This window comes from Paraliomyxa miuraensis (assembly GCF_026337845.1).
Classification (GTDB): domain Bacteria; phylum Myxococcota_A; class Polyangia; order Nannocystales; family Nannocystaceae; genus Paraliomyxa; species Paraliomyxa miuraensis.
On the sequence record NZ_JAOVZF010000146.1, the window covers coordinates 154,256 to 180,237 of the forward strand.

Annotated in this window: 17 protein-coding genes and 2 pseudogenes; 12 read left to right on the top strand and 7 right to left on the bottom strand. The window is 69.5% G+C overall.

Annotation, left to right across the window (positions count from 1 at the left end):
- Nucleotides 1-3 precede the first annotated feature (3 nt).
- From OEB96_RS13315 to OEB96_RS13325, 3 genes are all read right to left on the bottom strand, one after another.
- Entirely contained in the window at nt 4-2,370 is a 2,367-nt protein-coding gene (locus OEB96_RS13315; RefSeq protein ID WP_266215988.1) for a serine/threonine-protein kinase, read from the bottom strand.
- 168 nt (nt 2,371-2,538) lie between these two features.
- Nucleotides 2,539-3,294 (bottom strand): hypothetical protein, encoded by a 756-nt coding sequence (locus tag OEB96_RS13320; protein WP_266215989.1) that lies wholly within the window; start codon nt 3,292-3,294, stop codon nt 2,539-2,541.
- 157 nt (nt 3,295-3,451) lie between these two features.
- Nucleotides 3,452-4,789: a serine/threonine-protein kinase gene (locus tag OEB96_RS13325; RefSeq protein WP_266215990.1), complete on the bottom strand. Its 1,338-nt coding sequence runs from the start codon at nt 4,787-4,789 to the stop codon at nt 3,452-3,454.
- Between the two features lie 151 nt (nt 4,790-4,940).
- Here OEB96_RS13325 and OEB96_RS13330 point away from each other — a divergent pair, with 151 nt between their 5' ends.
- Together OEB96_RS13330 and OEB96_RS46640 are read left to right on the top strand one after the other, a co-directional pair.
- Complete coding sequence (locus OEB96_RS13330) at nt 4,941-7,106, top strand: ArnT family glycosyltransferase (protein ID WP_266215991.1); 2,166 nt, start codon at nt 4,941-4,943, stop codon at nt 7,104-7,106.
- 447 nt (nt 7,107-7,553) lie between these two features.
- Nucleotides 7,554-7,700, top strand: a pseudogene (locus tag OEB96_RS46640) (AAA family ATPase); the annotation flags it as partial.
- Nucleotides 7,701-7,862: 162 nt separating this feature from the next.
- On the opposite strand, the gene OEB96_RS13335 reads toward OEB96_RS46640, so the two are convergent.
- Nucleotides 7,863-8,180: a hypothetical protein gene (locus OEB96_RS13335; protein ID WP_266216072.1), complete on the bottom strand. Its 318-nt coding sequence runs from the start codon at nt 8,178-8,180 to the stop codon at nt 7,863-7,865.
- A 12-nt stretch (nt 8,181-8,192) separates the two neighbouring features.
- On the opposite strand from OEB96_RS13335, the pseudogene OEB96_RS13340 reads away from it, so the two are divergent.
- A pseudogene (locus tag OEB96_RS13340) lies at nt 8,193-8,792 on the top strand (AAA family ATPase); the annotation flags it as partial.
- Nucleotides 8,789-9,472, top strand: coding sequence for a hypothetical protein (locus OEB96_RS13345; protein WP_266215992.1), 684 nt, complete (start codon nt 8,789-8,791; stop codon nt 9,470-9,472). The pseudogene OEB96_RS13340 and the gene OEB96_RS13345, both read left to right, overlap by 4 nt.
- 16 nt (nt 9,473-9,488) lie before the next feature.
- Here the strand turns inward: OEB96_RS13345 and OEB96_RS13350 are convergent, their stop codons facing one another.
- A complete protein-coding gene (locus OEB96_RS13350) occupies nt 9,489-10,256 on the bottom strand; it encodes a hypothetical protein (RefSeq protein ID WP_266215993.1) in 768 nt (255 codons plus the stop codon).
- Between the two features lie 412 nt (nt 10,257-10,668).
- Between OEB96_RS13350 and OEB96_RS13355 the strand changes: the two genes are divergently transcribed.
- Both OEB96_RS13355 and OEB96_RS13360 read left to right on the top strand, forming a co-directional pair.
- On the top strand, nt 10,669-11,397 hold the full coding sequence (locus OEB96_RS13355) for a matrixin family metalloprotease (protein WP_266215994.1): 729 nt from the start codon (nt 10,669-10,671) through the stop codon (nt 11,395-11,397).
- A 12-nt stretch (nt 11,398-11,409) separates the two neighbouring features.
- Nucleotides 11,410-12,537 carry an N-acetylmuramoyl-L-alanine amidase-like domain-containing protein gene (locus OEB96_RS13360; protein ID WP_266215995.1) on the top strand — a complete coding sequence of 376 codons (1,128 nt, stop codon included), beginning with the start codon at nt 11,410-11,412 and terminating at the stop codon, nt 12,535-12,537.
- On the opposite strand, the gene OEB96_RS13365 is transcribed toward OEB96_RS13360, so the two are convergent.
- Entirely contained in the window at nt 12,503-15,529 is a 3,027-nt protein-coding gene (locus OEB96_RS13365; RefSeq protein WP_323137374.1) for a DEAD/DEAH box helicase, read from the bottom strand. The two genes, OEB96_RS13360 and OEB96_RS13365, sit on opposite strands and share 35 nt — an antisense overlap.
- A gap of 132 nt (nt 15,530-15,661) precedes the next feature.
- On the opposite strand from OEB96_RS13365, the gene OEB96_RS13370 reads away from it, so the two are divergent.
- Genes OEB96_RS13370 through OEB96_RS13380 form a run of 3 tightly spaced genes read left to right on the top strand, consistent with a single transcriptional unit; the run spans nt 15,662 to nt 20,326 of the window.
- Nucleotides 15,662-18,817, top strand: coding sequence for a TonB-dependent receptor (locus tag OEB96_RS13370; RefSeq protein WP_266215998.1), 3,156 nt, complete (start codon nt 15,662-15,664; stop codon nt 18,815-18,817).
- 18 nt (nt 18,818-18,835) lie between these two features.
- Nucleotides 18,836-19,600: a hypothetical protein gene (locus tag OEB96_RS13375; RefSeq protein WP_266215999.1), complete on the top strand. Its 765-nt coding sequence runs from the start codon at nt 18,836-18,838 to the stop codon at nt 19,598-19,600.
- A 24-nt stretch (nt 19,601-19,624) separates the two neighbouring features.
- Nucleotides 19,625-20,326, top strand: coding sequence for a hypothetical protein (locus OEB96_RS13380; protein WP_266216000.1), 702 nt, complete (start codon nt 19,625-19,627; stop codon nt 20,324-20,326).
- 10 nt (nt 20,327-20,336) lie between these two features.
- Here the strand turns inward: OEB96_RS13380 and OEB96_RS13385 are convergent, their stop codons facing one another.
- Complete coding sequence (locus OEB96_RS13385) at nt 20,337-20,564, bottom strand: hypothetical protein (RefSeq protein WP_266216001.1); 228 nt, start codon at nt 20,562-20,564, stop codon at nt 20,337-20,339.
- 726 nt (nt 20,565-21,290) lie between these two features.
- On the opposite strand from OEB96_RS13385, the gene OEB96_RS13390 reads away from it, so the two are divergent.
- From OEB96_RS13390 to OEB96_RS13400, 3 genes are all read left to right on the top strand, one after another.
- Nucleotides 21,291-24,416: a TonB-dependent receptor gene (locus tag OEB96_RS13390; RefSeq protein WP_266216002.1), complete on the top strand. Its 3,126-nt coding sequence runs from the start codon at nt 21,291-21,293 to the stop codon at nt 24,414-24,416.
- Between the two features lie 18 nt (nt 24,417-24,434).
- On the top strand, nt 24,435-25,181 hold the full coding sequence (locus tag OEB96_RS13395; protein ID WP_266216003.1) for a hypothetical protein: 747 nt from the start codon (nt 24,435-24,437) through the stop codon (nt 25,179-25,181).
- Nucleotides 25,182-25,250: 69 nt separating this feature from the next.
- Nucleotides 25,251-25,970: a hypothetical protein gene (locus tag OEB96_RS13400; RefSeq protein WP_266216004.1), complete on the top strand. Its 720-nt coding sequence runs from the start codon at nt 25,251-25,253 to the stop codon at nt 25,968-25,970.
- Nucleotides 25,971-25,982: the final 12 nt, after the last annotated feature.

A 25,982-nucleotide genomic window follows, 5' to 3' on the forward strand; every position in this document is an offset into this window, starting at 1 on the left:
CTGCTACGCCCCGGCCGTGCGCCAGATGGCCTCGGCGCGCTCGTGGACGCGCTCGTGGATCTCCGCGAACGTGGAGGTCGAGCGCAGCGGCTCGAGCACGGGGCAGGCGTCGAACCAGTCGGCATCGAGCAGCACCCCGAGCGCCTCGGCCTTCTGGAGCTGGTCGAGGGCGAGGTCGCGCTCGCCTCGCCACGCCAGCACCTCGACCGCCATCTGGCGCCAGTGCGTGCGCAGGCGGGGGCTCGACTGCGGCTCGATCAGGGCATCGAAGCGCCGGCCGAGCTCGAACGCGGAGTGATCGAGGGCGTCTTGCAGCAGCGAGGCCAGGCGAGCGGTCGAGCTGTTGGGATCGGAATCCGCGCGCCACCGCACGTCGCGGGCCCACTGCACGTCGCCATCCCACAGCGCCAGGCGGTACTCGAACAGCGCCAGGGCGAAGCCGGGAAACCGCGGTGACAGCCGCATCTGCTCCAGCCGCTGCTTCCACCGCTCCCGCTCGCCCCGGAGCGCATGGTGGCGCAGCACGGAGAACGCACCCTGGAACAGCGAGGGATCGAGCTCGTGGGCCAGCTCGATGTGACGCACGCCCTCGCGTGAGCGCCCTGCGTCGCACTGCAAGAGCCCCAGGTACTCGTGGGCCGGAGCGCACGTGGGGGCGATCTCGAGGGCCGTGCTCAGGTGTCGCGCCGCCGAGGCGAACTCGCCGTGGCTCACGTCGAGGCGTGCGGCGGCGATGCGGCTCTCGGCCAGGTGTGCGGCCCCCTCGAGCGCGGCGTGGACCGCATTGGTCGAGATGCGGTCCCAGCCGTCGGCTTCGCGCGCCGAGGGCAGGAACCAGCGCTGCACGGCGGCCTCGGCCCGGGCGGCCAGCGCCAGCGCGAACGAGGGAGCGCGCTCGAGCGCGCGATCGTAGAGCGCGATGGCACCCTCGAGGCTACGGCCGCTGACATCGGGCTCGCGCGAGCGCTGGCGGCCTTGCAGATACAGCTCGATCGCCTCGCCGGGCACCGTGCGTCCCTGATCGAGCACCGCGAGCTCCACCCGCAGCGCCTCGGCCACGCGCTTGGCCATCAGGTCCTGCAGGTCGAGCACATCGTCCATGCGACCAGCGAAGCGCTCGGTCCAGGACTGGAAGCCGGTCTCCACGTCGATGAGCCGGGTGACGATGCGGATCTGGTCGCCGGTGTAGAGCACCGAGCCATCGACGATCGCATCGACCCCGAGCGCTCGTCCCACCGTACGAGCGTCTCGCTCGTCCCGAAACCGGTTGGCCGCACCGCTGGCCGAGACCCGCAGGCCGCGGGTCATGGCCAGCAGATCCACCAGCTCGTCGGTGAGCACCTCGGCCAGGTAGGCGTGCTCCTTGTTGCCACGGTAGCGAAACGACATCACCGCCAGCTTGCGGTCGCCCACCGACGTGGGCGCGAACGGCCCCGTGCCGGAGCCCGACGTGGTCTCGGGTTCGGTCGCGACGGAGGCCGGAGGATCCTTGGCGTTCGCTCCCAGGGCTGCCAGTCGCTTGGCCAGCTCGCCGGGGGTGGCGGGGCGATCGTCGGGGGATTGCGCGAGGCAGCGCAGCACGAGCTCGGCGAGCAGATCGGAGACCTCGGCGTGCTCGCGCGGATCGGGCGGCGGTCGAGACAGCCGCGCCATGGCGATCTCGATCTTCGAGCCGCCACTGAACGCGGGCTTGCCCGTGAGCATCTCGTAGAGCACCAGGCCCAGCGCGTAGATGTCGACCCGACCGTCGAAGGGGGAGCCGAGCACCTGCTCGGGGGCCATGTACATGGGGGTGCCCATGCCGCGCGCACGCTCCTCGGTGCTGTCGGCTCCCTCGGACAGCGTGCCGGCCACGCCGAAGTCGGTGATCACGGCACGGCCGCCCTCTTCCACGAGGATGTTGGCGGGCTTGAGATCGCGGTGGACCACCTCGACTGCGTGGGCGGCCTGCAAGCCCAGGCACAGCTGCCACGCGATGCTCACGGCCTCGGGCTCGGGCAGGCGTACCCGCCGCGCCAGCAGCACGCGCAGGCTCTCGCCCTCGATCAGCTCCATCGTGATGAAGTGAACCCCCGCGTGGGCGCCCAGGTCGAAGGTGCGGGCCGCGTTGCGGTGGGTGACGCGTCGAGCCAGCCGTACCTCGCGCCGAAAGCCCTCGATGGAATCGTCCTTGGGCAGCGCGAGCAGCTTGAGGGCGACCCGCTCACCCACCACCTGGTCGAACACCGCGTACACGGTGCCCATCGAGCCGCGCCCGAGACAGCGTTCCACGCGGTAACGGCTCGCGAACGAGTCGCCGAGCTCGAAATCGGCCGAAGGAGGCGAGGGATCGTCGACGATGGTGTCGATCCCCTGGTAGTCGCCGGTCACTCGCTTCGAGCGTACGCTGCGGGCCGGCCCTGGACCAGATGCACATTGGTGCCACCTCGTGCCGGTTCGCGTGTGGCCGCGTGGCCACGCCTCGTGCATCGCGTAAGCGAGCCGACCGAGCGGACGGTGCGTGGCCCGAGTATTCCGCTCGTCGATGTGTGACCCCGGCTACTGCTCGAAGCAGTACAGATGGAACGTGTTCTCGCATGGGAACGGGGTGGGGTTGCCCCACTGCGTCCACTCGCCGAATTCGCCGCTGGCCATGAAGTCGCCGAAGATCCCCCCGTCCTCGAAGGCCATGCTGGTCCAGGCCTGGCAGTCGGCGGAGAGTCCGCTGCCGTCCCAGGCGGTGTTGGTCCACACGGCGAGCTGGTCGTCGAGCGGCTGACCGGCGGCATCGAGGTCGATTGCATGATCGAGCGTGCCGTCGGTGAGATCGTCCCAGTCGTCGGCGATGGGCGTGCCGTCGGCCAGCACCCACGGGCCACCCTCGCGATCGAAGCGGTCCGCGGGTGACCGAGCGCCGTCGCTGATCCAGGCCAGGAACTCCCCGGTCGAGCCCGCGGCCTCGGCCTCGGCGCTGCATCGGGCATCGGCACCCGCGACTCCGCCGAGGTTGGCGAAGAACACCCCCTCGGTGACGAATACGGTGCGCGGGCCAGGAGGATCGCCGGTGGACGCGTCGGCGGGCGCAGTGGTGGTCGTGCCCTCGTCGGCCGCTCCGGTGGAGGAGCCAGTGGATGAGCCGGGTGTGACCGTGCCGCTGGCGCCTGCGTCCGAGCCGTTGGAGGTCGAGCCTTCCTCGTCGGTGGAAGCGGTGGCAGCGGTGGACTCGGTGGGGTCGACGATGAGTGGATCGCTGAAGCAGCCGAGCGGCGACGAGAGCAACAGGAGGGTGAACGGGCGAAGGGGGGCGGTTCGCACGGCGGCAGCGTAGGGGGTCGGCGGTGGCCGGCAACGGCTACGACGCTCGTGGCCAGTCGCGTCGCTCCCGGGACGAACACCGTGGCCCGGGGTGGAGAGCGACCCGTGAAACTGGCTGCAATCGTAGCCGGCGCTGCGCGAGGCCCGCGATCTTCGCTCAGACCAACGAGGCGACGCCCACCCCGGCCAGGGTCAACAGCCCGGCCAGCCCGGCCGCCGTCGCGACCATCACCCACAGGAACCGGCGCGGGTTCTGGTCGACGAAGTGGCCGAGGCGGCTCTGGGTGGCCTTGAAGGCCGTGATCGCGCACTCGACCCGGATCTCGCCCGAGCGGATCCGCTCGAGCATCAGCAAGGCTTCGGCCGCGCTCTGGAAGCGCTCGTCGGCTCCGCGATGCAGCCCGTGGTGGAGGAAGTAGCGCAGCTCCACGGGCACGGCCGGCTGGGCGGGGTGCAGCCACCTCGAGCAATCGCTCTCGTGCATGTCGAGCTCCTCGCCCTCGGCCACCTCGAGCAGGGTGGCATAGACGTCCGCGTCCCGTCGGACGTAGCGGCGCAGCGTCAGCAGCTCGTAGAGCACCACGAACGCGCTGTAGAGATCGGAGCGAGCATCGATCGCATCTCGATGGCCGCGGGCCTGCTCGGGCGACATGTAGAGCGGCGTGCCGAGCAGCGCGCCGTCGTGGGTCATGTCGGGGCGCTCGCTCTGGGTGAGGGTGGCTCCGCTCAGCGCGTTGGGATCGCGGCGAGCGATGCCCCAGTCCATCAGCCGCACCTCGCCATGGGTGCCCAGCATCACGTTGGCGGGCTTGATGTCGCGGTGCAGGATGCCCTGCGCGTGGGCGTAGTCGAGCGCGTTGAGGATGCCGACGAAGATGTCGAGGCGCCGCGCGATGGGGTACTGCGCGTGGGTGAGGGCATCGCCTTTGCGCAGCTTGTCGATGAGGTCCTCGAGGCTCTGGCCCTCGACGTACTTCATGGTGAAGAACAACCGGCCCCGCTCGTCGCGGCCCACGTCGTAGATGGGCGTGATGTTGGGATGATCGAGCGCGCCCATGGTGCGCACCTCGTCGACGAAGCGCGCGACCGCGGATGGGGACTGCAGGCCCGAAGCCAGCCGCTTGAGCGCCACGCGTCGGCCGATGTCGTGGTCCTCGCCGAGCTCCACCTCGCCCATCGCGCCCGCGCCGAGGGTGCGCTCCATCGTGTAGCGAGGACGCGCGTCGTGCTCGAGGACGAGGCCGTCGCCCTGCGTGATCACCCGGGGCAGCACGGTGATGCGGCCGTCGCCGCCGGTGGCGACATCGGTCTCGAGGTCCGATGCCACCGCGAGGGTGCGGGCCGACTGGTCCACGCGACGGGGTGCGCCGGTCGCAGCGACGGTCTCCACCGCCGAAGGGACCTCGGGCGCCTTGGTCGCAGCCGAGGTCATGGCGGTGGACGCTGCCAGCGTGGCGTCGAGATCCAGCGAGTCGTGGGTCGAGGGGCTGACCATGGATACCTCCACGATGGGGACCGATCGCCACACGCGGCGGTCCGGTTACGGATCCTACGGGCTCTTCGCCGGGCGAGAAAGGATCACGGAGGCGGCCCCTTGGCCCGGCATCGCGGCCCGACCCCGCCTGCGGTACCGTTGCGCCCGTTCCGTGACCGCCACGTCCTCCACCCCCTGGAGCCGTCCCTGGATCTGGGCCGTGCTGCTCGCGATCGTGGTCGTGGCCATCAACCTGGCCAGCATGGCCTCGACCGGGGCCTGGGATCCCTGGGAGACCCACTACGGCGAGGTCGCCCGCAACATCTTGGTACGGCACGACCCCATCGACCTGTGGTGGCAGGCCGGCAACGGTGGACCCGACGCCACTGCGGAGAAGGCGTTCTGGTCCAAACCCGCGCTGCCGTACTGGCTGATGGCCCTGTCGATGAAGGTCATGGGGGTGGGCACGTCGGCCGATCCGGCCGAGATGGTGCGCCCCTTCTGGCCGGAATTCGCGATTCGCCTCCCCAGCCTGATCGCCGGTCTGGGCAGCGCGGCGCTGCTGGGCCACGCCGCCTGGCGCATGGTCTCGCCGCGGGCCGGCATCCTCGCGGCGGTGGTGCTGGCGACCATGCCCCAGTGGGCCATCGCCACCCGGCAGGCGCTCACCGACATGATCTTCGTGGCGCCCGTGGTGCTGGCCGCGGTCGCGTGGATCATGGCGTGGGGCCAGCCCGACCGGCCGCTGCGCAGGCACTGGCCGCAGCGCTTGGCCCGTAGGTTCCCGGGGGTGCGCCGCCTGCCCGAGCCACCGTGGGACCGCGCCTACCTGGCCTTCCTGGGGTTCCTGCTGCTGTCGGCCGTGGCCCCGCTCGCGGTGATCCACCAGCACGCGTTCGACCCCTTCACGTGGGATCCTCGTACGATCGCCGCTCTGGGTCGGGACGCCAAGATGCTGGCGGCCCTCAAGCAGATCCAGACCCACATGTTCGTGTACTGGGGCCTGGCGCTCGTCGTGCTGCTGCGAAGCTTGCGCTGGAAACGACGCAGCGAGGCGTGGATGGGCGTGCTCTACCTGGCGGCCGGCCTGTCGCTCGTGGGCAAGGGCCTCATCGGTCCCGGCCTGGTCGGCGCGGTGGTGCTGGCCCACCTGGTGGTGACGGGACGCTGGGATCTGCTGCGCCGCTGCGGGCTACCCACGGGCATCGGCCTGTTCGCGCTGGCGAGCTTTCCGTGGCACCACGCGATGATCCTCTACCGCGGCGAGCGGTGGGTCAACGAGCTCATCATTCAGAACAACCTGGCGCGGTTCGGCACCGGCGAGCAGGAGCAGGCGGTTGGCTCGTTTGCCTTCTACCTCGAGACGCTGGGCTTGGCCGCGCTGCCCTGGTCGGCCGTGGTGCCGCTGGCGCTCGCGGCTGCGTTCCGCACCTTTGGCCGCAAGGAGGGGAGCGAGGAGCAGAGCGAGGAGGGGAGCGAGGAGCAGAGCGAGGTGGAGAGCGAGGCCGCGGCCGCGCCCGCGTTCGAGGACCATGCGCTGGCCCGTGATCCCGAGGAGATCCGCGTCACGCTGCACCGCTTTGCGCTCACGTGGTTCGGGGTTTCGCTGTTCGCGATCGGCTTCTCCGTCACCAAGTACTACCACTACCTCTTGCCTTGCCTGCCGCCGCTGGCGTTGCTCGTGGGCCTGTGGCTCGACCAGGCGATGCGTCGTCCCGCTCGCTCCCGCACCGCGGTGGTGATCGGGGCGGCCGTGGGCCTGGCGATCCTCGTGGCAGTCACGCGCGACGCCTTCCACACCACCGCCTGGCTGGCCCACCTCACCACGTACCTCTATACCGGCATGTGGCGTCAGGGCGGCCCCGAGGTCACGGTGCTGCCGTGGCTGCTGGTACCGTTCTCGCTGGGCCTACTGGCGTGGATGCTCGCGCGACGTCGTGAGGCGCTGGCCGGCTTCGTGCTCTCGGCGCTGCTCACCGCGGGCTGGGTGGTGGTGGACTACCTCCCTGCGGCCTCCGAGAACTGGTCGCAACGCAGCGCCCTGCGCATCTACTTCGACGAGCGCGGTCCCGAGGATCGCCTCGTGAGCTGGTGGTTCTACTATCGCGGCGAGACCTGGTTCTCCAAGGGGGACGTGTGGGTCATGAAGGACGTGGACCGCAAGGCGCTCGGCGAGCTGTTCATCGAGCACGAGGGACGCGGTGGAGCGCTGTGGTTCATCACCATCGAACCTCATGCCCGAAGGCTGCGCTCGCAGGTGCCACGGCAGTACCAGGACGGCATCGAGGTGAAGTTCGAGAGCTTCCACTACGTGCTGCTGCGCGTGCCGGTGCCGTAGCGGCGAGCGCGGGCCGAGGACGGTCGTGATCGAGGCGTGGCGGTCGGTGATCGAGCCACTGGTGCCCCTCGATCGCACGGCGCCTGCCCCTCGATCGGGGAGCGAGCGCCCCGCGGGGGCAGGCGCAGTTCGAGGTGGGGGCATGGGTGGTGCGAGCGGGGGGCGCCAGTGGTTCGAGGCGGGGGCGTCAGTGGTCCGAGCTGGGGCCAGGGGTCGCAGAGGTGGGGGCATGGGTCAGCGGAGGTGGGGGCAGGCATCGCCGGAGGCGGGGGCAGGCACGGCCGGACGCGGGGGCGGCGGCGGCCGAGCACCATTGGGCGGCGTCGGAGGCGATTGGAGGAGCATCGGAGCCGATTTGGTCGCACGAGGAGCCGATCGGCACGCTCGATGAGCGCGCGGCGATGGCTCGTGTGGATCGCGCAGGAGTGGTAGAAGGGAGCCGTCGTCATGAGCACGGCTGCGCTTCAAGGGCTCGCACTCGTCGACGTCGGCCCTGCGGAATCCCTTTCGGTCGAGCTTGCCCCTCGCCTGAATCTGATTGCGGGTGACAACGGCGTGGGCAAGACCTTCGTGCTCGACGTGCTGTGGTGGTGCCTGACGGGCACATGGTCCAATCGAGCAGCGTGGCCATCGCTCGATGCCCGCCAGCGCGAGCCGACGATCCGGGTGACGGATACGAGTGGTGCGACGTCGTCCTCGGTCTTCGATCGCGTCAACGAACTCTGGCCCCGTCCCGCGGGCTGGCCCCTCACCTCGTCACCGGTGCTCTACGTGCGTCTCGACGGCAGGTTCTCGCTCTGGGATCCCCTCCGCAGTCGTGGCGCTGGGGCCCCCCCTTCCCTCGAATTCGCGTCTCCCTGGGATCGCCTCGTCGATGCCGTCGGTGTCGTGCTGTGCAACGGCCTCCTCGACGATTGGCGAGATTGGTACCAGCGAGACGACAAGAGCCTCTTCGAGAAGTTCTTTGGGGTCGTCAGAGCGCTGATGCCATCCGACGAAGAACCGGAGCCGGGTGGTTTCGTCAAGCTGAGCAAGCTTAGCGCCGCGCGGGTACCCCAGCTTCGCCTTCGCCACGGGATCGTCCCCGTCGAGCATCTCTCCGCCGGCATGAAGCGAATCCTCGGCGTTGCCTACCTGCTCATCTGGGCATGGGACGAGCATGTCCAGGCCGCGCGCTTGGAGGGCACCCCGCCCGCGAGTCAGATCGTGTTGCTCATCGACGAGGTCGAGGCGCACCTCCACCCCAAGTGGCAGCGCATGCTCTTGCCCGCGCTGCTCGAAGCCGCAGCAGGTCTCTCGCAGGAACGCCTCTCGGTCCAGCTCGTCGCGACCACCCACAGCCCCCTGGTGGTTGCCTCCCTCGAGCCGCACTTCGATCACGACGCCGACCAGCTGCTGCATCTCGGCTACGAGGGCAACGAGATCCGGCTCAAGGAGATCCCGTGGGCGAATCATGGCGATGCGAGCGCATGGCTGGAATCCCCCGTGTTCGAGCTCGGGTACGCGACGTCTCCCGAGCTCGAGCGCGTGCTCGAGGCCGCCGAGGCGTTCCTGGCGGCCGAGGAGGGCCTGCCCTCCGATCTCGACACCCGTGAGAAGATCGACCGCCAGTTGCGGCGCTTGCTCCCATCGATGGACCCATTCTGGCTACAGTGGGGTGCTCCCGTCGACGAGGCCTCGCAATGATCCGCGTCGATCGTCACCCTGCACCGAAGAACTTCGAGCGAGATGTGCAAGAGCCCGGCCTCCGGTGGCTCGAGAATCCCAACAACCGCACCAAGCCTCGACCCCGCGACTACTGGAAGCACTGCCGCGATGACCTCGAGCGTCAGTTCGAGTCACGCTGTGGCTACGCCGCCACCTGGATCTCGAGCGGCTACACCGATCACTTCGTGAGCTGGAGCCGCTGCAAGAGCTGCAACGAGCACCATCGTGCCTACGAGTGGGAGAACCTCCGTTGGATGGCTCCCGAGCTCAACAGTCTCAAGAGTGATCACGAAATCCTCGATCCATTCGAGGTTCAGGACAGCTGGTTCGACATCCATCTGCCGTCGCTTCGCCTCCGCATGACCGACGCAATTCCGGTCGAGCATCGAGGGACGGCCGAGCGCACGCTGCAAGTGCTCAAGCTGGAATCAGGTCCGTTGGTGCGGAAGTGGAGGCAAGCGGAGCTCCGGCTCTTTGCCAACGGAACATCGCTGTCCGAGATCATGCACCGCACGCCGCTGCTCGGCCGCGCTCTCGAGCAGCTCTTCGCCGCCAGCCCCGAAGATCTCGAGCCCGAGCAGCTCCGCTTCCGCACCGATCTCGAAGCCCGCCGCCGCCACGCCGCAACTCAGCACCAAGCCCCTCCGCGGCGGCCGTGATCCCTGCCGCCGTCTCTCAAGTCCCGAGCGCCGCCACCTCGGGCGCTGCCGTCAGGGCCGGCTGCTTGCTCACGAACCCCCAGCTGCGCTTGAGCGCGGCCTTCTGCGTGGCCTGCAGGTACTTGCTCACCACGCGCCGTGAGATGCCCTTGCGTTGGCTGTCGACTGCGAGCCCGAAGCAGGCCTCGGGCATCGACAGCCCCGCGCGCAGCGACTTGAGGTCGATGCCACAGCCACCCCCGCAGCAGGCGCTCTCGTACACGTAGGCGCCGTTGGCCACCCACACGCCCAGACCCAGCGCGATCGCAGCCAGCTCGGCGTCGCCCTCGAAGTCGGTCGGCTCGACCCGGTGCCCGCCCGCCCGATGCACCGCGATGCGGCCCAGCTCGCGCGCCACGGAGGCCAGCACCAGCTCGGTCACGCGGAAGATCGCCGGCACCGTCACCATCAGCAGCTCGTCGCGCTTGACGAAGGTGTGCATCATCTGCCCGACTGGGTCGCCGAGCGGCGTGTAGCCGTGCTTGCTGGGGGGATCGTCGGGATCGAGCTCGAGCAGGGTCAGCTCCACGTCGGCTTGTCCCACACCCGCCTGCACCCCACACAAGAGCTCGAACAGATCGTCGAGATCGCGGGGCTTGTCGAGCGCGGTCTTGGTGACGAGCCGAGGCTCTCGCGCAGGGGCACCCAGTCGCGCCACATGTTGGCGCAGGCCATCCGCGACCCATGCGCGGGTGCCTTCGGCGGGCAGGAACTCGACGCTCGGAGCGGAGGAGAAGCCCAACATCGCAGGCAGCATATCGACCGACCGCTGGCCTCGCCATCCTCGGCGACGTCGACGGTGGCGCCTTTCATCTCGAGCGGCTTTCATCTCGAGCGGCGGTACCTTCGCGGCGATACGGTCGTGGAGGGCGGGCCCCGCTCGCACGTCGGCGTCGCGGCGCTCGGGAACCACGGGAGCCCGCGCCCGTACGAATATTCACGGGCCCATTGGCATGGAACGTCGGGTAGGTCACACTAGGACGGCACGGTCCCGTATCGTTGGAACGGTAGGTAGCGACATCCCACACCCTGCGCACAGCGTTTCTCGCTCGAGCTCGAGCCCCCCCGAGGGCTCGCTCGGAAGCGCGATCGCTCGCGAGGACTCGCCGCTGCGCAGGGGCCGCTTTGCCCGTGCCAGGCGTGGCTGGCTGTTCGGGGTGCTCGCCGCGTTCATGGTGATGGGCGGCGCCATGCTGCTGCCCGGAGCCGCCCATGCGCGAGGCCGCCGCGTGGTCCCCAACCTCGAGGAGTCGCGTGCGGTCCCAACGGGTCCCAGGGAGAGCCTCACCGTCATCGGGGTCACCGTGCACATGCCCACCGAAGGCGGGGTGCCGCTGACCACTCGACGACAGCTCACGCAGTGGGTCGAGCGCGCCAACGATGCCCTGCGCCCGCATGGTCTCGCGGTCGAGCTGCGGCAGGTGGTGAGCATGGTGGGCTACACCGAGGTCACCAGCCGCCGCGATCGTCGTCGCCTCGCCACGATGGCCCAGTACGACGGCAGCATCCACGTGTTCGTGGCCCAGAGCCTCGATACCGAGACGGTGGGCACGCGCGTGGGGGTGCGACGCCGCGTGCGAGGCCTGCACTGGCGCTACGTGGGCCTGAACCGGCAGCTCCGACAGCGCGAGTTCGTGATGGTCACCCTCGGCGCGCCCAAGACCACGTTCGCCCACGAAGTGGGGCACCTCTTGGGGCTGCGGCACAGCACCGCCGAAGACAACATCATGTGCAGCTGTCGGCAGGGGGACACCGAGTTCACGATCGAGCAGGGACTGCTCATGCGACAGGGCGCGCGGCGCTTCCTGTCGCGGCAGCAGCAGGCACGACAGCGCGAGGCCGACCACCGCGCGCGCAGCCTCGACCAGGCGCGCCGCCGACGGTAGCCTCATCGGGGTATGCCCGACTCGACTCGGCCCCTCGGCCGTCGCTGGCTCGCGGGGTTGATCCTCGCCGCGGGCTCGTGCACGGCCGGTCGCGGCGGTTTCGAGGAGATTCCCCGCACGACGCCCGCGGGCTCGCAGTCGCGTTCCGCCTCGCCCGCGGCGGAGGTCGCGAGCGTGTCGAGCCCGGCGCCGGCGCCCGCGAGCGTACCGAGCCCGGCGCCCACGAACGCCGAGCTCCCTCGCGATCCGGAGCCGTCGTCCATCGCCTCGTCCGGGCCGGCCGTATCGCTCTCCAAGCGGCAGCACATGCACATCGAGGCCTGGTTCCAGAAGCTGGGCGAGCCCCGCCCCGACGAGAGCTTCGGGGGCCTGCTCGTGCGCGCCGCCAAGCTCAAGCTCGGCACCCCCTATCCCAAGGCCAAGACGTCGACGCGCAAGGGTCCCGAGGCGCTGTCCGTCGATGTCGACGCGCTCGACTGCGTGACCCTCATCGAGACCGCCACCGCGATCGCCCGCTGCAGCTGGCAGCAGCGACCCGATGTGCCCTGCTTCCTCGAAGAGCTACGCCAGACCCGCTATCGCGACGGCCACATCGACGGCTATGCCTCGCGGCTGCACTACTTCGAGGACTGGATGGCCGACAACGAGCGACGCGACCGCCTGCGCTCGCTCGCGGACGAGCTCGGGGCCGACACCACGACCCGCCCGTTCGACTACATGACCAAGCATCGCCGGCTCTACCCGCCGCTGCGGGAGCCGGAGAACCGCGAAGCCATACGGACGGTGGAGCTGCGGCTCTCCGAGATGCCGCAGCGGGTCGTGCCGCGGGAGCGGGTCGCCGAGATCCAGCACCTGCTCCAAGACGGAGACATCCTCGGCTTCATCAAGGGCACCCCGGGGCTGGGCGTGACCCACACGGGTCTGGTGAGCCTCGACGACGAAGGACGCCCGCACGTGCTGCATGCCACCGACCTCAACGAGCGGGTCTCGCTGTCGCGGTGCGATCTGGCCACGTGCATGGCCAAGCGCAGCGATCGCAAGGGGGTGATCGTGATGCGTCCGCTGCCGCCGCCCACCGCCGCGCAAGCATCCCACGGCGACGCGATCACTCGAGCAGCGCCAGCAGCTCCTCGCGAGTGATCGCGCTGGCCCCACCGCCTCCACCCACCGCCGACTCGGCGACCGCTCGCTTGTGCTCCTGCAGCGCGAGGATCCGCTCCTCCACCGTGTCGCGGGCCACCAGGCGGTGAACCAGCACGGGCTTGTCCTGCCCGATGCGATGGGCCCGGTCGGCGGCCTGATCCTCCACGGCCGGGTTCCACCACGGGTCGAGCAGGAACACGTGGTCGGCCGCGGTGAGGTTCAGGCCCGTGCCGCCCGCCCGCAGCGAGATCAGCATCACCGGGGGACCCGCCTCGTCCTGGAAGCGCTCGACCACGGCACCGCGATCGCGGGTGCTGCCGTCGAGCCGCACGTATGGCAGGCCCGCGTCCTCGAGCACGGGCTCGCACAGATCGAGCAGGCTGGTCCACTGCGAGAACACCAGCGCCTTGTGCTCCTCGGCCACGCACTCCTCGAGGGTCTCGCGCAGCAGCGCCAGCTTGGACGAGGTGCTCTCCTCCACCGTCGCGTCCGTCGGGGCGCGGTGGCCCGGCACGAGCGCGGGGTGGCAGGCGGCCTGACGCAGGCGCAGGAGCGCCTCGAGCACGGCCAGCATGTTGTCGCCGGCACCCAGGCGCCTGGCCACGTCGTCCTGGGTGGCCGCCCGCACGGCGTCGTAGAGCTCGCGCTCGGGCTTGGAGAGCTCGCAGTGGAGCACCACGTCGGTGCGCGGCGGCAGCTCGCGCGCGACCGCTTGCTTGCGGCGACGCAGCAGGAACGGGCGAATGCGCTGGCGCAGCAGCGCCGCCCGCGAGGCGGCCGCGGCGTCGTCACCGGCGGCGATCGGCTTGACGTAGCGCTCGTGGAATTCGCTGCGACCACCCAGGAGCCCCGGGTTGGCGAACTGCATCTGGCTCCACAGATCCTCGAGGCGGTTCTCCACCGGGGTGCCGGTCATCGCCACGCGAAAGCGTCCGGGCATGCGGAAGGCCGCGCGCGCCACCTGGCTGTCGGGGTTCTTGATCGCCTGCGCCTCGTCGAGCACCACCGTGTGCCACTCCACCTCCGCGAGCGCGTCGAGATCGAGCCGCAAGAGGGCATAGGTGGTGAGCGTGAGCTCGGCCTTCGGATCGAGCGCCCGGCCCGGCCCGTGATACGTGCACACGCGCAGGCTCGGTCGAAAGCGGCGCGCCTCGGCGGCCCAGTTGGGAAGCACGCTGGTGGGGGCCACCACCAGCGTTCGACCTTCCACCGCACACAGGGCCTGTAGCGTCTTGCCCAGGCCCATGTCGTCGGCCAGGATTCCGCCCAGGCCCGCGCGCCGCAAGAAGCTCAGCCAGCGCACGCCATCGGCTTGATAGTCGCGCAGGGTGGCCCGAAGGTCGTCGGGCAGCGTCGCGGGGGGCAGGCCCTTGCCGTCGAGGCCCTCGACCAGGGCACGCAGCTGTTCGAACGCGGGGGGAGGGGGCTGCTCGAGCGCCTCGCACAGCGCGGCCACGTCGGGCAACGCCCATGGCGGCAGCTCGTCGTCGCGTTGCTCCTTGGCGCGGAGGATCGCCAGCACGCGCGGTCCGTGCTCGGACAGCCACGCCACGGGCACCCGGCCGAAGCCGCCGTCGAGCAGCGGGACCAGCTCGGCGCCCTCGTCCCAGGCCCGCAGCACCGCGGTCGCGTCGGCCCGCGCCGTGCCGCGGCCCTCGCCTCGTGGCCGACCGCCCTCGTCGGCGGCCTGGAACCACACGTCGAGCGATCCCTCGTCCATCCGTACCCGCGGCTGCAGCACCCCCACCTCGAAGAAGGCGCGATGAGCTCCTCCTTCCCAGCCGAACCCGGCACCCGTTGGTGCCTGATCCTCGAGCCGCTCGGCCCGCGAGCGCCACGTGACCGCCTCGCTCGCCGACAGCCGCCGCCGCACCCCCGGCTCGAGCTCGAGAGCTCGAAGCTGCCGCAGTACCTCCTTCTCCAGGCCGAAGTTGCGGATCGGCGCCGCCTCGCCCTCGCCCTGCGACAGCAGCGTGAGCCGATCGCCATCGACCCGTGCCACGGGCGGATCGCCATAGACCACCGTGGCCAGCACCTCGAGCTCGTCGCCCATCCGCGCCGTGGCCAGGTGCAGCCGCGGTCGCAGGGTGCGGGCCTGCGGGAGGCGATCGGTCTCCACGATCACGGGCAGCCGCCGTCGCCAGCGCGGCAACAGGTCGCCCGCCAGGGTGCCGCGCTCGTCGGACTCGAACACCCAGCCCTTGCGCAGGCGACGGAAGTGCGGCTCGGACAGCCCATGCCCCGAGAGCGGCGCCAGCTTGCCCGACCGCAGCAGCGCTCCGTTCTTGAAGGTCTTCTCGATCGCCGGATCCTGCTCGAGCTGGACCTGGAGCTCGTTGCCCACGTCCCAGATGCGCACGCAAAGGCCTGCGCTCTTGGGGCCGATCGTCACCGGATCACCGTCGAGGGTGAGCTGCTCCACCTTGGAGAGCGCATGCAGCACGTCGGGCACTTGGTCGGCCGCGATGAGTCCCCCGCCCACCGTGCCAAAGCGCTTCTCGAACGCGAGGTCGGCCTCGGTGGTGACCAGCGGGCACGGCAGTCCCTGGGCGGCTTGCTTGAGCGAGCCGCGGATCGGTCGATCGGGCTCGCCCTCGCGCGCGATCACGCGGCGCAGGGCGAGGCTGCGCTCGTGGGAGAACAGGCGGTAGGCCACCATCGCGGGCGTCACCGCCATCGGTGCCGCCGCTCGGGCCGAGGCCGTGGGCGCCTGCTCGCCGTGCTCGCGCAGCTGCTTGATCGCGATGGCTCCGGCCGCCACGTGCATGCACGCGTCCTCGCGACCGTTGCACTCGCAATCCCACTCGTGCTCGTCGGGATAGAGGCTCACCAGCGGTGAGACCACGCCGCTGCCCATGGTGACCCGCAGCTCCACCTCGTCGCCGCGATCGTCCACGCCCACCACGGCGCCGCTTCGCGCCAGCTCCACGCCTCGCGACCAGGTGCGGGGGGAGCAGGCCTGTCGGATTGCGCGAAGGAACTCGTCCACGAGGCGCACGGTAGCAAGGGGTGGACGGCGTCGCGGTTGGCCGGTCCACATGCCCGGCGGATTGGGAGAAATGTGCCGAATTCAGAGTGGCCACCCGCGTTCGATCCCACATGCTGAGCGCGAAACCCCATCATGCGAACGAAGGCTTGGATCTGGGCCATCGGTGCCCTCGCCGCACAAGCGGCGGTGGTTCGATCCGCCAAGGCGGACCAGGGAGATGCGGTGATCGTCGGCGTCGTCAAGGACGCCGACACCGACGATCCCATCGTCGAGGCCTCGGTCTCGGTGACCGGCGACAACTTGATCGGTGAGCAGGCCGTGGTCACCGACGACAGCGGCATCTTCCGGCTGCCGAACCTCCCACCCGGCGAGTACACGATCGAGGTCGCCCGCGACGGCTACGAGCTGGTGTCCCGCACCGGGGTGGTGCTGCAGGCCAATGCCACCGTCCGCATCGACACCCGGCTGCGAAGGGTGGACACCGAGACCACGCGGACCCTCGTGGTGCCCGCGCCCACCATCGACGTGGGCAGCGCCGCCACCGGGATGAACATCTCGAGCGAGTTCTCCAAGCGCGTGCCGGTGGCCACTCCGGGCGCCAAGGGCGGTGCCACCCGTAGCTTCGAGGCGGTGGCCGAGGCCACCCCGGGCGCGCGCAACGACCTCTACGGCACGTCGATCGCGGGCACCACCTCGCCCGAGAACAATTACGTCATCGACGGAATCTCGGTCAACAACCCGGCTTACGGCATCAACGGCAGCTCGCTGTCGGTGGAGTTCCTGCAGGAGGTCAACGTCGAGAGCGGCGGCTACATGCCGGAGTTCGGGCGCTCCACGGGCGGCATCGTCAACGCGGTCACCCAGAGCGGCGGCAACGAGCTCCACGGCAGCGTGTGGGGCTTCTACACGCCGGGCCGGCTGGAGGGGCAGCGCAAGGTCGTCCAGCGCGAGGGCTCGGCGATCGTGGGCGAGCCCACGCTCGGCTGGATCGGCGACGCCGGCTTCGACATCGGCGGGCCGATCATCGAGGACCGGCTGTGGTTCTACGGCGGCTTCCAGGCCGCTCGCGCGGTCACCAACATCGACACCTCGTGGCACCGCCTGGTGGTCGATCCCGACACGGCCGAGGTGGAGGTGGACGAGGCCACCGGCTACTCGGTCACCGAGCGGATCCCCGGCACCACCCTGCGTCGCAAGGCCCAGGCCACCACGTTCCAGGTGCTGGGCAAGCTGACGTTCCGCGCCAACGACAACCACACCTTCGACCTGCTCGGGATCTACAGCCCCGTGCTCGCGGGCGGCAACGGCACCTACGGCGTCGACGCCCGCAGCGGGCAGCCCGAGGTCGGCAACACTCCGCTGGGCCACTACGAGGCGCTCGGCAACACCTACCGCGACGACTCGGCCGACGTGAACTTCAAGTGGTCGGCGACCACCGATGACAAGAAGTGGACGTTCGACACGATGATCGGGTGGCACCACCAGATCTCGTCGCAACGGGCCGTCGACGGCTCGAAGGTCGGCGACACGACCGGCCTGGCCGCGATCCCCGGGGTGGTCTACCGCCGCAACGACCCGGGGCCGCACTCGATCCTCGACTTCGAAGACATGCCCGGCGGCGCTCCGGCCGACGCCTGTGATCCAGTGGAGATCCCCGATACCGCCGACCCGGCGGCCACGATCCGCACCGAGACCTGTCCGGTGCAGACCTATGTCATCAACGGTCCCGGGTTCCTGTTCGAGCGCCAGCTCGAGCGCGTGCAGGGGCGTCACATGATCACCCGCTGGGCCCAGGGCGCCGGCCACCACGTGATCAAGGGCGGCGTCGACATCGAGTACAACCAGTACCAGAACCTGCGCGGCTACAGCGGCGGCGTCCTCTACCGCGAGTCGCCCAGCGGCACCACGTTCTCGGACTACCGCATGCAGGGCTTCCTCGTCGGGCCCGACGACGCGGTCGTCGTGAACTCCCTGTTCTGGGGCACCTCCTCGGTCACCGCGGGCGCGTTCTTGCAGGACAGCTGGAACGTCATGGACAAGGTCACGCTCAACGCGGGCCTGCGCTACGACGCCCAGTTCTTGTTCGCCGCCGACAAGACCCTGGCGCTGGCCCTGCCCAACCAGATCTCGCCGCGCGTGGGTCTCATCTGGGATCCCACCTACGAGGGCAAGTCCAAGCTGTTCGCCAACTACGCGCGGTTCTACCAGAGCGTGCCGCTCGACATCGCCGACCGTGCGGCCTCGGGCGATCCCGGCCTGGCCTCGAACCACCCCGCCGACGTGTGCGACCCCTCCGACCCCGTCCAGGCCACGGGGATCTGCCAGACCGACGAGGGGCGCGTGCCGACCGGCGGTCGCACCGACAACGACCAGGTCTGGAGTGCGATCGGGGCCGGCCGCACTCCGGTCGACCCCGACATCAAGCCGCAGTCGAGCGACGAGCTGGTGTTCGGTGGTGAGTACGAGATCTTCGCCAACGCCCGCCTGGGGGTGAGCTACTCCCGCCGCTGGCTCAACTACGTCATCGAGGACATGAGCCGCGACGAGGCCAACACCTACTTCGTGGGCAACCCGGGCTACGGCATCGCCACCGACTTTCCCAAGGCGCAGCGCAACTACGACGCGGTGATCATCTACCTGCACAAGCGCTTCGCCGACCACTGGCTCATGGACGCCAGCTACACGGTGTCGTGGCTGCGCGGCAACATCGCGGGTCTGTTCCGACCCGAGACGGGCCAGCTCGACCCCAACATCAATTCCGACTTCGACCTGATCTCGCTGCTCGAGAACCGCTACGGCCCGCTGTCCGGCGACCACCGGCACGACATCAAGCTGTTCGGCGCGGGGGAGATCCCGCTTCCGGGCAACAACATGGTGCTGGCCGGCGGGGCCATTCGGGCGCGCTCGGGCGGCCCCACCAATGTGATGGGCTCGCACTACCGCTACGGGCTCCACGAGTCGTTCATCCTGCCGCGCGGGTCGGGCGAGCGGCTGCCGTGGACCTTCAGCGTCGACAGCAACCTGGGCTTTCGCCACGAGTTCAGCCGAGATCTCGCGCTGACTGTCTCGATGGACGTGTTCAACGTGCTCAACCTGCAGCAGACGGTCGCGGTCGACCAGGACTACACGTTCAGCGACGTCAACCCCATCCCCGGCGGCACCATGGACGACCTGCCCGGCCTCACCGACATCAACGGGGCCCCGGTCGTCGAGAACCCCAACTTCGGCAAGCCGATCGCCTACCAGCGCCCGCGGACCTTCCGCTTCGGGCTTCGCTTCGAGTTCTAGCCCATGGGAGAGCCGATCATGATCTCCACGCTCGACCGCTGCTTCCGTTGGGTCTCGGCGCTGGTCTGCCCGGCGGCGCTGCTCGGCGTGCTCGGCGGGTCCGGCTGTCAGCAGCCCGATCTCAACTGCACCGTCTACCACGGCACCTACGCCGCCAAGTACGAGCTCGAGAGCGGCGATCCGACCTCCGTGTGTGGTTCGCTGCCGGGCGACGTGCTCGGGCTCAATGCCTACTACGCCGACGCGGGTGGACGCCCCGACCTCGAGCAGGGCTCGATCGCCATCCGGCCCCGGTACGTCAACGCGCTGATCTTCCACGCACTCGAGCAGGGCGTGACGGATCTGTCGATGGACGAGGATGCTCAGTCGGTGGGTGACTTCAGCGCGGGCAGGCCGGGGGCCGACGATTTCTGCGAGGCGCCGACCCTCTCGGAGGCCACGATCACCATCCCCGAGGTTCCCGAGGTCCCCGACGACCCCGAGACTCCGGACGAGGACGAGAGCGCCCCGCTCCAGCCCGCCACGACGATCTCCTACGACTGGAGCAACGTCCGCGTCCTGGTCAACGCCGACGCCCAGGGCACGCAATTCTCGGCCGATCTGCACTTCGAGCAAGACGGCTGCGCCGCCCGGTACCACGTGATCGCGATGTATCCCGCGGTGGGCTGCACGAGCGACGAAGACTGCGCCAACGCTGGGAGCATCAACCCCGGCTTCTCCACCGAGTGCTCACCGGGCCTGGGCCTGTGCGTGCTGACCGACGAGCCGCCTTCCTACGAGTGAGCCGGAACGTTTCGTGAGGGGATCATGATCGTGCACCACCGTACCTCGTCCTTCTTCGCTCGCGCGCTGACGCTCGGGCTCACCGCTGGTCTCGTGCTGCTGCCCACCTCCGGTAGGGCCGCTCCCAACGCGGGTGCCACCGACGAGGCGGCCGCGGCCACGCCCGAAGGTGAGCCGCCCGCTCCCGCGGCTGCGACCGCGTCCACCGAAGCGTCGCCGCAACCGGAGGTACAGCCGCAGCCCGAGCCGCAGCCCAAGCCGGTGGTGAGCCCGCCCAGGCCTGCTCCAGAAGATCTCTCCGACGGGTCGCTGCCCGATCCCACCAAGGCTCGCCGTCTGCGAGTGGGGGGCGTCTACACGCTGCTCGCGGGCAGCGTGGTCGCCCTCGCTGGCGTGGGGCTCGGCATTGGCTTCACGATCAAGGGCAAGCGGCTCGACGACGACCGGCGTGCGATCGAGGACGCGCTGTTCCTCGATGACTGTGCCATGAGCGATACGTCGGCGTGCCGCGCCTACCGAGCCGACTTCGCCGACGCGCAGAGCAAGATCGACGCTGCCAACACCAGCGCGCGCGTGGGTGGCATCCTCGTGCTCGCAGGCGCCGTCGTGATCATCGCGGGCGGGGTGGCCCACCGCGAGGGCGTGCGGATGGAGGAGCGCCTGCGTGAGGCTCGCATCCGCGTGGCCCCGTCGCTCGGCGGCGCGGTGATCAGCGGGCGATTCTAGCTCCCGGGCCTCACGCCCTCCGGCGATCGACGAACCCGGGGGGCAGCGGGAGCTGCTCGCGACGGCGATCGCAGCGGGTCTTCTCCATGGGCATGGGAGCCCGTCCCACGGAGAGACGGCGCAGCGAGATCCTGGCCACGCCCACGGAGTGGCGTCCGCGAGGCGGAAGGGCGGGCTGCGGCGGGGCTCGGCGGACGGTCTCGTCCTCCCTGGGCTTGGTGAAGCGGCGGACCGGCATGCCCCCACCGTAGCAACGGTGCCGACTGGCTCGAAGAAACTGGCCCGCTCGGGATGAGGTGACCAGGCGGACGTGTGAGGCCCAGTCGAGCCGGGCAGATCACCTCACTTCCACTCTCGAACTTTCGTGCGTCTCTCCCCTGAACGTTCGAAGAGCATCGGCGGTCGCAGCCGGAGTCTCGGACCTCGGCAATCGCTTGCGCAGTGACGGGTCGGCTCGGCCGTCGTCGCTCGGGACCGCAACCGCGAATACGATCCGGACATCGTTGCAGGTCGCCAATTCGATCGATTCGATCGGGCCGACCGAGTCGTCTCCGACCGTCTGGCCGGGCGGCCGAATTGCGAATTCGCGCATTCGGCACAGTCTCCACCCAGGTCCCTGGGCCCTCGATTGGCCCGCTAGGGCACCACCCTCGGAGGGCATTCCCCCTACTTTTGGCGTTGACGGGGTTTTGCTCCGGCTGCTATCGATTTTGCACCCGTCCTTCCCCCCGGAATTCCCGGGTAGGGCCCTCGAGATCTCGCCACTGAGGGTCCCAACGAGGCGGACACGGCGAATCGTTCACCCCTCTGGCCCCGGCCAGAGCACTCACTGCCGACTTCCGCGTCCCGCACGTTGCGTGGCGATGGGGTCTTGCGGGCTGTTGCCCTTCACTCCGACTCCCGCGGTCCACGACCGTGGGAACGCTGAGACTCGTCTATGCGAACGAAGGCTTGGATCTGGGCCATGGGTGCCCTCGCCGCACAAGCGGCGGTGGTTCAAACCGCCAAGGCGGACCAGGGAGATGCCGTCATCATCGGTGTCGTCAAGGACGCTGCGTCAGGAGACCCGATCGCCGAGGCGTCGGTTTCGGTGACCAGCGAAAACCTGCAGGGCGAGCAAGCGGTGGTGACCGACAGCAGCGGCATCTTCCGCCTGCCCAACCTCCCGCCCGGCGAGTACACCATCGAGATCGTCCGCGACGGCTACGAGGTGGTCTCGCGTGCGGGCGTGCTGCTGCAGGCCAACGCCACCGTTCGCATCGACACCCGCCTGCGGCCGGTCGACACGGCGACCACCCGAACCCTCGTGGTGCCCTCGCCCACCGTCGACGTGGGCAGCACCTCCACGGGGATGAACATCTCCACCGAGTTCTCCCGCCGGGTGCCGGTGGCGCAGCCCGCTGGCAAGGGCGGCGCCAACCGCAGCTTCGAGGCGGTGGCGGAGGCGACCCCGGGCGCGCGCAACGACCTCTACGGCACCTCGGTGGCCGGTACCACGTCGCCCGAGAACAACTTCGTGGTCGACGGGATCTCGGTCAACGACCCCGCGTTCGGCATCAACGGCACCGCGCTCTCGGTCGAGTTCCTCACCCAGGTCGACGTCGAGAGCGGCGGCTTCATGCCGGAGTACGGCCGGGCGACCGGCGGCATCCTGAACGCCGTGACCAAGAGCGGCGGCAACGAGCTGCACGGAAGCGTGTGGGGCTTCTACACGCCGGGTCAGCTCGAGGGGCGCCGCAAGATCGTCGAGCGGGAAGGCTCGGCCGTGATCGCCGAGCCCTCCCTGGGCTGGATCGGCGACGCGGGCTTCGACATCGGCGGGCCGATCATCAAGGACAGGCTGTGGTTCTACGGCGGGTTCCAGGCCGCGCGCAGCGTCTACAACCTCGACACCTCGTGGTACCGCACGCTGGTCGATCCCGACACGGCCGAGGTGCTCACCGACGACGTGACCGGGTTCGCCCTCACCGAGCGCATCCCCGGTACGTTCGTGCATCGCAAGGCGCAGTCGACCTCGATTCAGGTGGTCGGCAAGCTGACGTTCCGGGCCAACAAGAACCACAGCTTCGACCTGCTCGGCATCTACATCCCGACCCTCTCGGGCGGCAACGGGACCTACGGTCTCGACGCGCGCACCGGGCTGCCCGAGGTGGCCACGGGCCTGGGCCACTACGAGTCGCTGGCTCACAGCTACCGCGACGATGCGGGCGACCTCAACTTCAAGTGGTCGGCCACCACCAACGACAAGAAGTGGATCTTCGACACCATGGTCGGCTGGCACCACCAGCGCGCCTCTCGGATGCCCTCCGATGGCTCGCGCCTGGGTGACACCACCGGCCTGGCGGCGATCCCCGGCGTGATCTACCGCCGCAACAACCCGGGCCCGCACTCGATCCTCGACTTCGAGGATCTGCCGAGCGGAGCGCCCGATGATGCGTGCGCGCCGGTGACGGTCCCCGATCCCACCGATCCCACGCTCGAGATCGTGACCGAGACCTGCCCGGTCACCGGCTACTCCATCAACGGCCCCGGCTTCCTCTACGACCGCCAGCTCGAGCGCGTCCAGGGCCGCCACATGATCACCCACTGGGCGCAGGGGGCGGGTCACCACCTCATCAAGGGTGGCATCGACGTCGACTACATGCAGTACACCAACCTCCGCGGCTACAGCGGCGGCGTGCTGTACCGCGAGTCGACCAGCGGCACCACCTTCTCGGACTACCGCCAGCAGGGCTTCCTCATCGGACCCGACGACGCGGTGGTGCTGCGGAGCTTGCAGTGGACCACCTTCTCGGTGACCTCGGGCGCGTTCTTGCAGGACAGCTGGAACATCATGGACAAGGTCACGCTCAACGCGGGCCTTCGCTACGACTCCCAGTTCCTGTTCGGCAACGACAAGAACCTCGCCCTGGCCCTGCCCAACCAGCTCTCGCCGCGCGTCGGCCTCATCTGGGATCCCACCTACGAGGGCCGTGCCAAGATCTTCGGCAACTACGCCCGCTTCTATCAGAGCGTGCCGCTCGACATCGCCGACCGCTCGGGCTCGGGTGACCCGGGTCTGGCCTCGATCCACCCCGCCTCGGCGTGTGATCCGAGCGACCCGGACCAGGCCACCGGCGCCTGCCGCGAGGACGCCGCGCGTCTGCCCATCGGTGGCCCCGCCGACAACGATCAGCTGTGGATCGCGTTCGGTGCCGGCAAGACCCCGGTCGATCCCAACCTCAAGCCGCAGTCGAGCGATGAGCTGGTGTTCGGCGGCGAGTACGAGATCTTCCAGAACGGTCGCCTGGGCATGAGCTACACCCGTCGGTGGCTCAACCGAGTCATCGAGGACATGAGCCGCGACGAGGCCTACACCTACTTCGTGGGCAACCCGGGGTACGGCATCGCGACCGACTTCCCCAAGGCCCAGCGCAAGTACGACGCGATCATCCTCTACCTGCACAAGCGCTTCGCCGACCACTGGCTCTTGGACGCCAGCTACACGGTGTCGTGGCTGCGCGGCAACATCGCGGGTCTGTTCCGGCCCGAGTCGGGGCAGCTCGATCCCAACATCAACTCCGACTTCGACCTGATCTCGCTGCTCGACAACCGCTTCGGGCCGCTGCCGGGCGACCACCGCCACGACATCAAGCTGTTCACCGCGGGCGAGATCCCCATCGGCGACAAGGACTTCATCATGGCCGGCGGCGCGGTGCGAACCCGCTCGGGTGGCCCCACCAACGTGATGGCCTCGCACTACCTCTACGGCTCGCAGGAGTCGTTCATCCTGCCGCGCGGCTCGGGTGAGCGCTTGCCGTGGAACTTCAGCGTGGACACCAACCTGGGCTACCGGCACCAGTTCAACAAGGACCTCGCGCTCACCGTGTCGATGGACGTGTTCAACGTCCTCAACCTGCAGCAGGTGATCGCGGTCGATGAGACCTACACCACCGGTGACGTCAACCCGATCCCCGGCGGCACCATGGACGACCTGGACAACCTGAACGACATCTACGGGGATCCGGTCGTCAAGAACCCCAACTTCGGCAAGCCGATCGCCTACCAGCGCCCGCGGACCTTCCGCTTCGGCCTCCGCTTCGAGTTCTAGCATTGGGAGCAAGCCGACATGACCTTCGACAAGAACCTCGCCCTGGTCTGCCCTGCTCTGCTGCTGGGCGTGCTCGCCACGACCGGCTGCAAGCAGCCGCCCCTCAACTGCACCACTGCTCACGGGTACTTCGCTGCCAAGTACGAGCTGGAGAGCGGTGATGCCAGCAGCCCGTGTGGCTCGTTGCTCGGCGACGAGCTCGGGCTCAACACCTACTTTGCCGACGCGGGCATGCGCCCCGACCTCGACAAGGGCTCGGTGGCCATCCGTCCGCTGTACCTCAACAACTATGTGTTCCGCGCCCTCGACGACGGCGTGGACCTGACGATGGACGACAACACCCAGGCCGTGGGTGACTTCACCGCCGCGCTGCCCGACTCCAATGAGTTCTGCGAGGTCCCGAGCACCAACAGGACCACGCTTGCGATCCCCGAGGTGGCCGCGATCGAGGACGATCCCGAGACGCCCGACGAGGACGAGAGCGTCCCGGCCCAGCCGGCGACCACCATCAGCTACGAGTGGAGCAACGTCAACATCCTGGTCAACGCCGATGCTCAGGGCACCCAGATGTCGGCCGAGCTCGACTTCGAGCAGGATGGCTGCCGGGCCTCGTACCACGTGACTGGGGTGTTCCCCGTGGTCTACTGCGAGACCAACGAGGACTGCGACGACGACCTCAACGGCATCAACCCCAACTTCGCCACCGAGTGCCTGACCGAGCTGGGCATGTGCGTGCTGTCGGAAGAGCCGCCGTCCTACCAATAGGCCGCCACCACCACGAGGATCGCCATGACCATGGATCACCGTAGCTCGTCCCGTTCCTCCACCACATGCATGGCTGGGCGCTTGCTGTCGCTCGGTCTCGCGGGTGGGTTGGCCCTGCTGCCCGTGCCCGGGTGGGCAGCTCCCGAAGCAGGGGCCGAAGCCGAAGATGCCGCGGCCGTCGCCGAGCCTGCACCCGAGGGCGAGGCGCCGGCTCCCGATGCCGCGGCTGAGCCCGCCGAGCCCGAAGCAGAGGCGCAGCCCGAGCCCGAGCCCGAGCCCGAGGCGCAGCCCGAGCCCAAGCCCGAACCCAAGCCCAAGCCGGTCGTCACCAAGCCCGAGCCTGCACCCGATGCGCTCGATGACGGCGAGCCCTTGCCCGATCCCGCCAAGGCGCGTCGTCTGCGGCGCGCTGGTGCGGGGGTGATGATCGCAGGTGGCACCCTGGCCCTGAGCGGTTTGGCCCTGTCCATCGCCTTCACCGCCATCGGCACGCAGAAGGAAGAGGACGCCCGCGGCATCGAGGAAGCGCTTGCCCTCGAGGACTGCGCCATGAGCACCTCGTCGACCTGCGAGACCATCCGTGCCGACCTCACCGCCACCGAGGACGGCATCGACAGCGCCAACCGCAACGGCCAGATCGGCGGCGCGCTGCTGCTGACCGGTGCGATCGCGGTGGTCGTGGGCGGCGTCATCTTCCGCAAGGGCGTGAAGATGCAGGAGCGGCTGAACCAGGCGCACATCCGCGTGGCCCCGTCGCTGGGCGGCGCGGTGATCAGCGGGCGGTTCTAGGCTTCGCGCTCC

Coding starts and splice junctions, on each gene's coding strand:
- OEB96_RS13325 (WP_266215990.1), bottom strand. CDS start 4,789: ATGGTCAGCCCCTCGACCCACGACTCGCTGGATCTCGACGCCACGCTG.
- OEB96_RS13345 (WP_266215992.1), top strand. CDS start 8,789: ATGATCCGCGTCGATCGTCACCCTGCACCGAAGAACTTCGAGCGAGAT.
- OEB96_RS13350 (WP_266215993.1), bottom strand. CDS start 10,256: ATGTTGGGCTTCTCCTCCGCTCCGAGCGTCGAGTTCCTGCCCGCCGAA.
- OEB96_RS13360 (WP_266215995.1), top strand. CDS start 11,410: ATGCCCGACTCGACTCGGCCCCTCGGCCGTCGCTGGCTCGCGGGGTTG.
- OEB96_RS13370 (WP_266215998.1), top strand. CDS start 15,662: ATGCGAACGAAGGCTTGGATCTGGGCCATCGGTGCCCTCGCCGCACAA.
- OEB96_RS13375 (WP_266215999.1), top strand. CDS start 18,836: ATGATCTCCACGCTCGACCGCTGCTTCCGTTGGGTCTCGGCGCTGGTC.
- OEB96_RS13380 (WP_266216000.1), top strand. CDS start 19,625: ATGATCGTGCACCACCGTACCTCGTCCTTCTTCGCTCGCGCGCTGACG.
- OEB96_RS13385 (WP_266216001.1), bottom strand. CDS start 20,564: ATGCCGGTCCGCCGCTTCACCAAGCCCAGGGAGGACGAGACCGTCCGC.
- OEB96_RS13390 (WP_266216002.1), top strand. CDS start 21,291: ATGGGTGCCCTCGCCGCACAAGCGGCGGTGGTTCAAACCGCCAAGGCG.
- OEB96_RS13395 (WP_266216003.1), top strand. CDS start 24,435: ATGACCTTCGACAAGAACCTCGCCCTGGTCTGCCCTGCTCTGCTGCTG.
- OEB96_RS13400 (WP_266216004.1), top strand. CDS start 25,251: ATGGCTGGGCGCTTGCTGTCGCTCGGTCTCGCGGGTGGGTTGGCCCTG.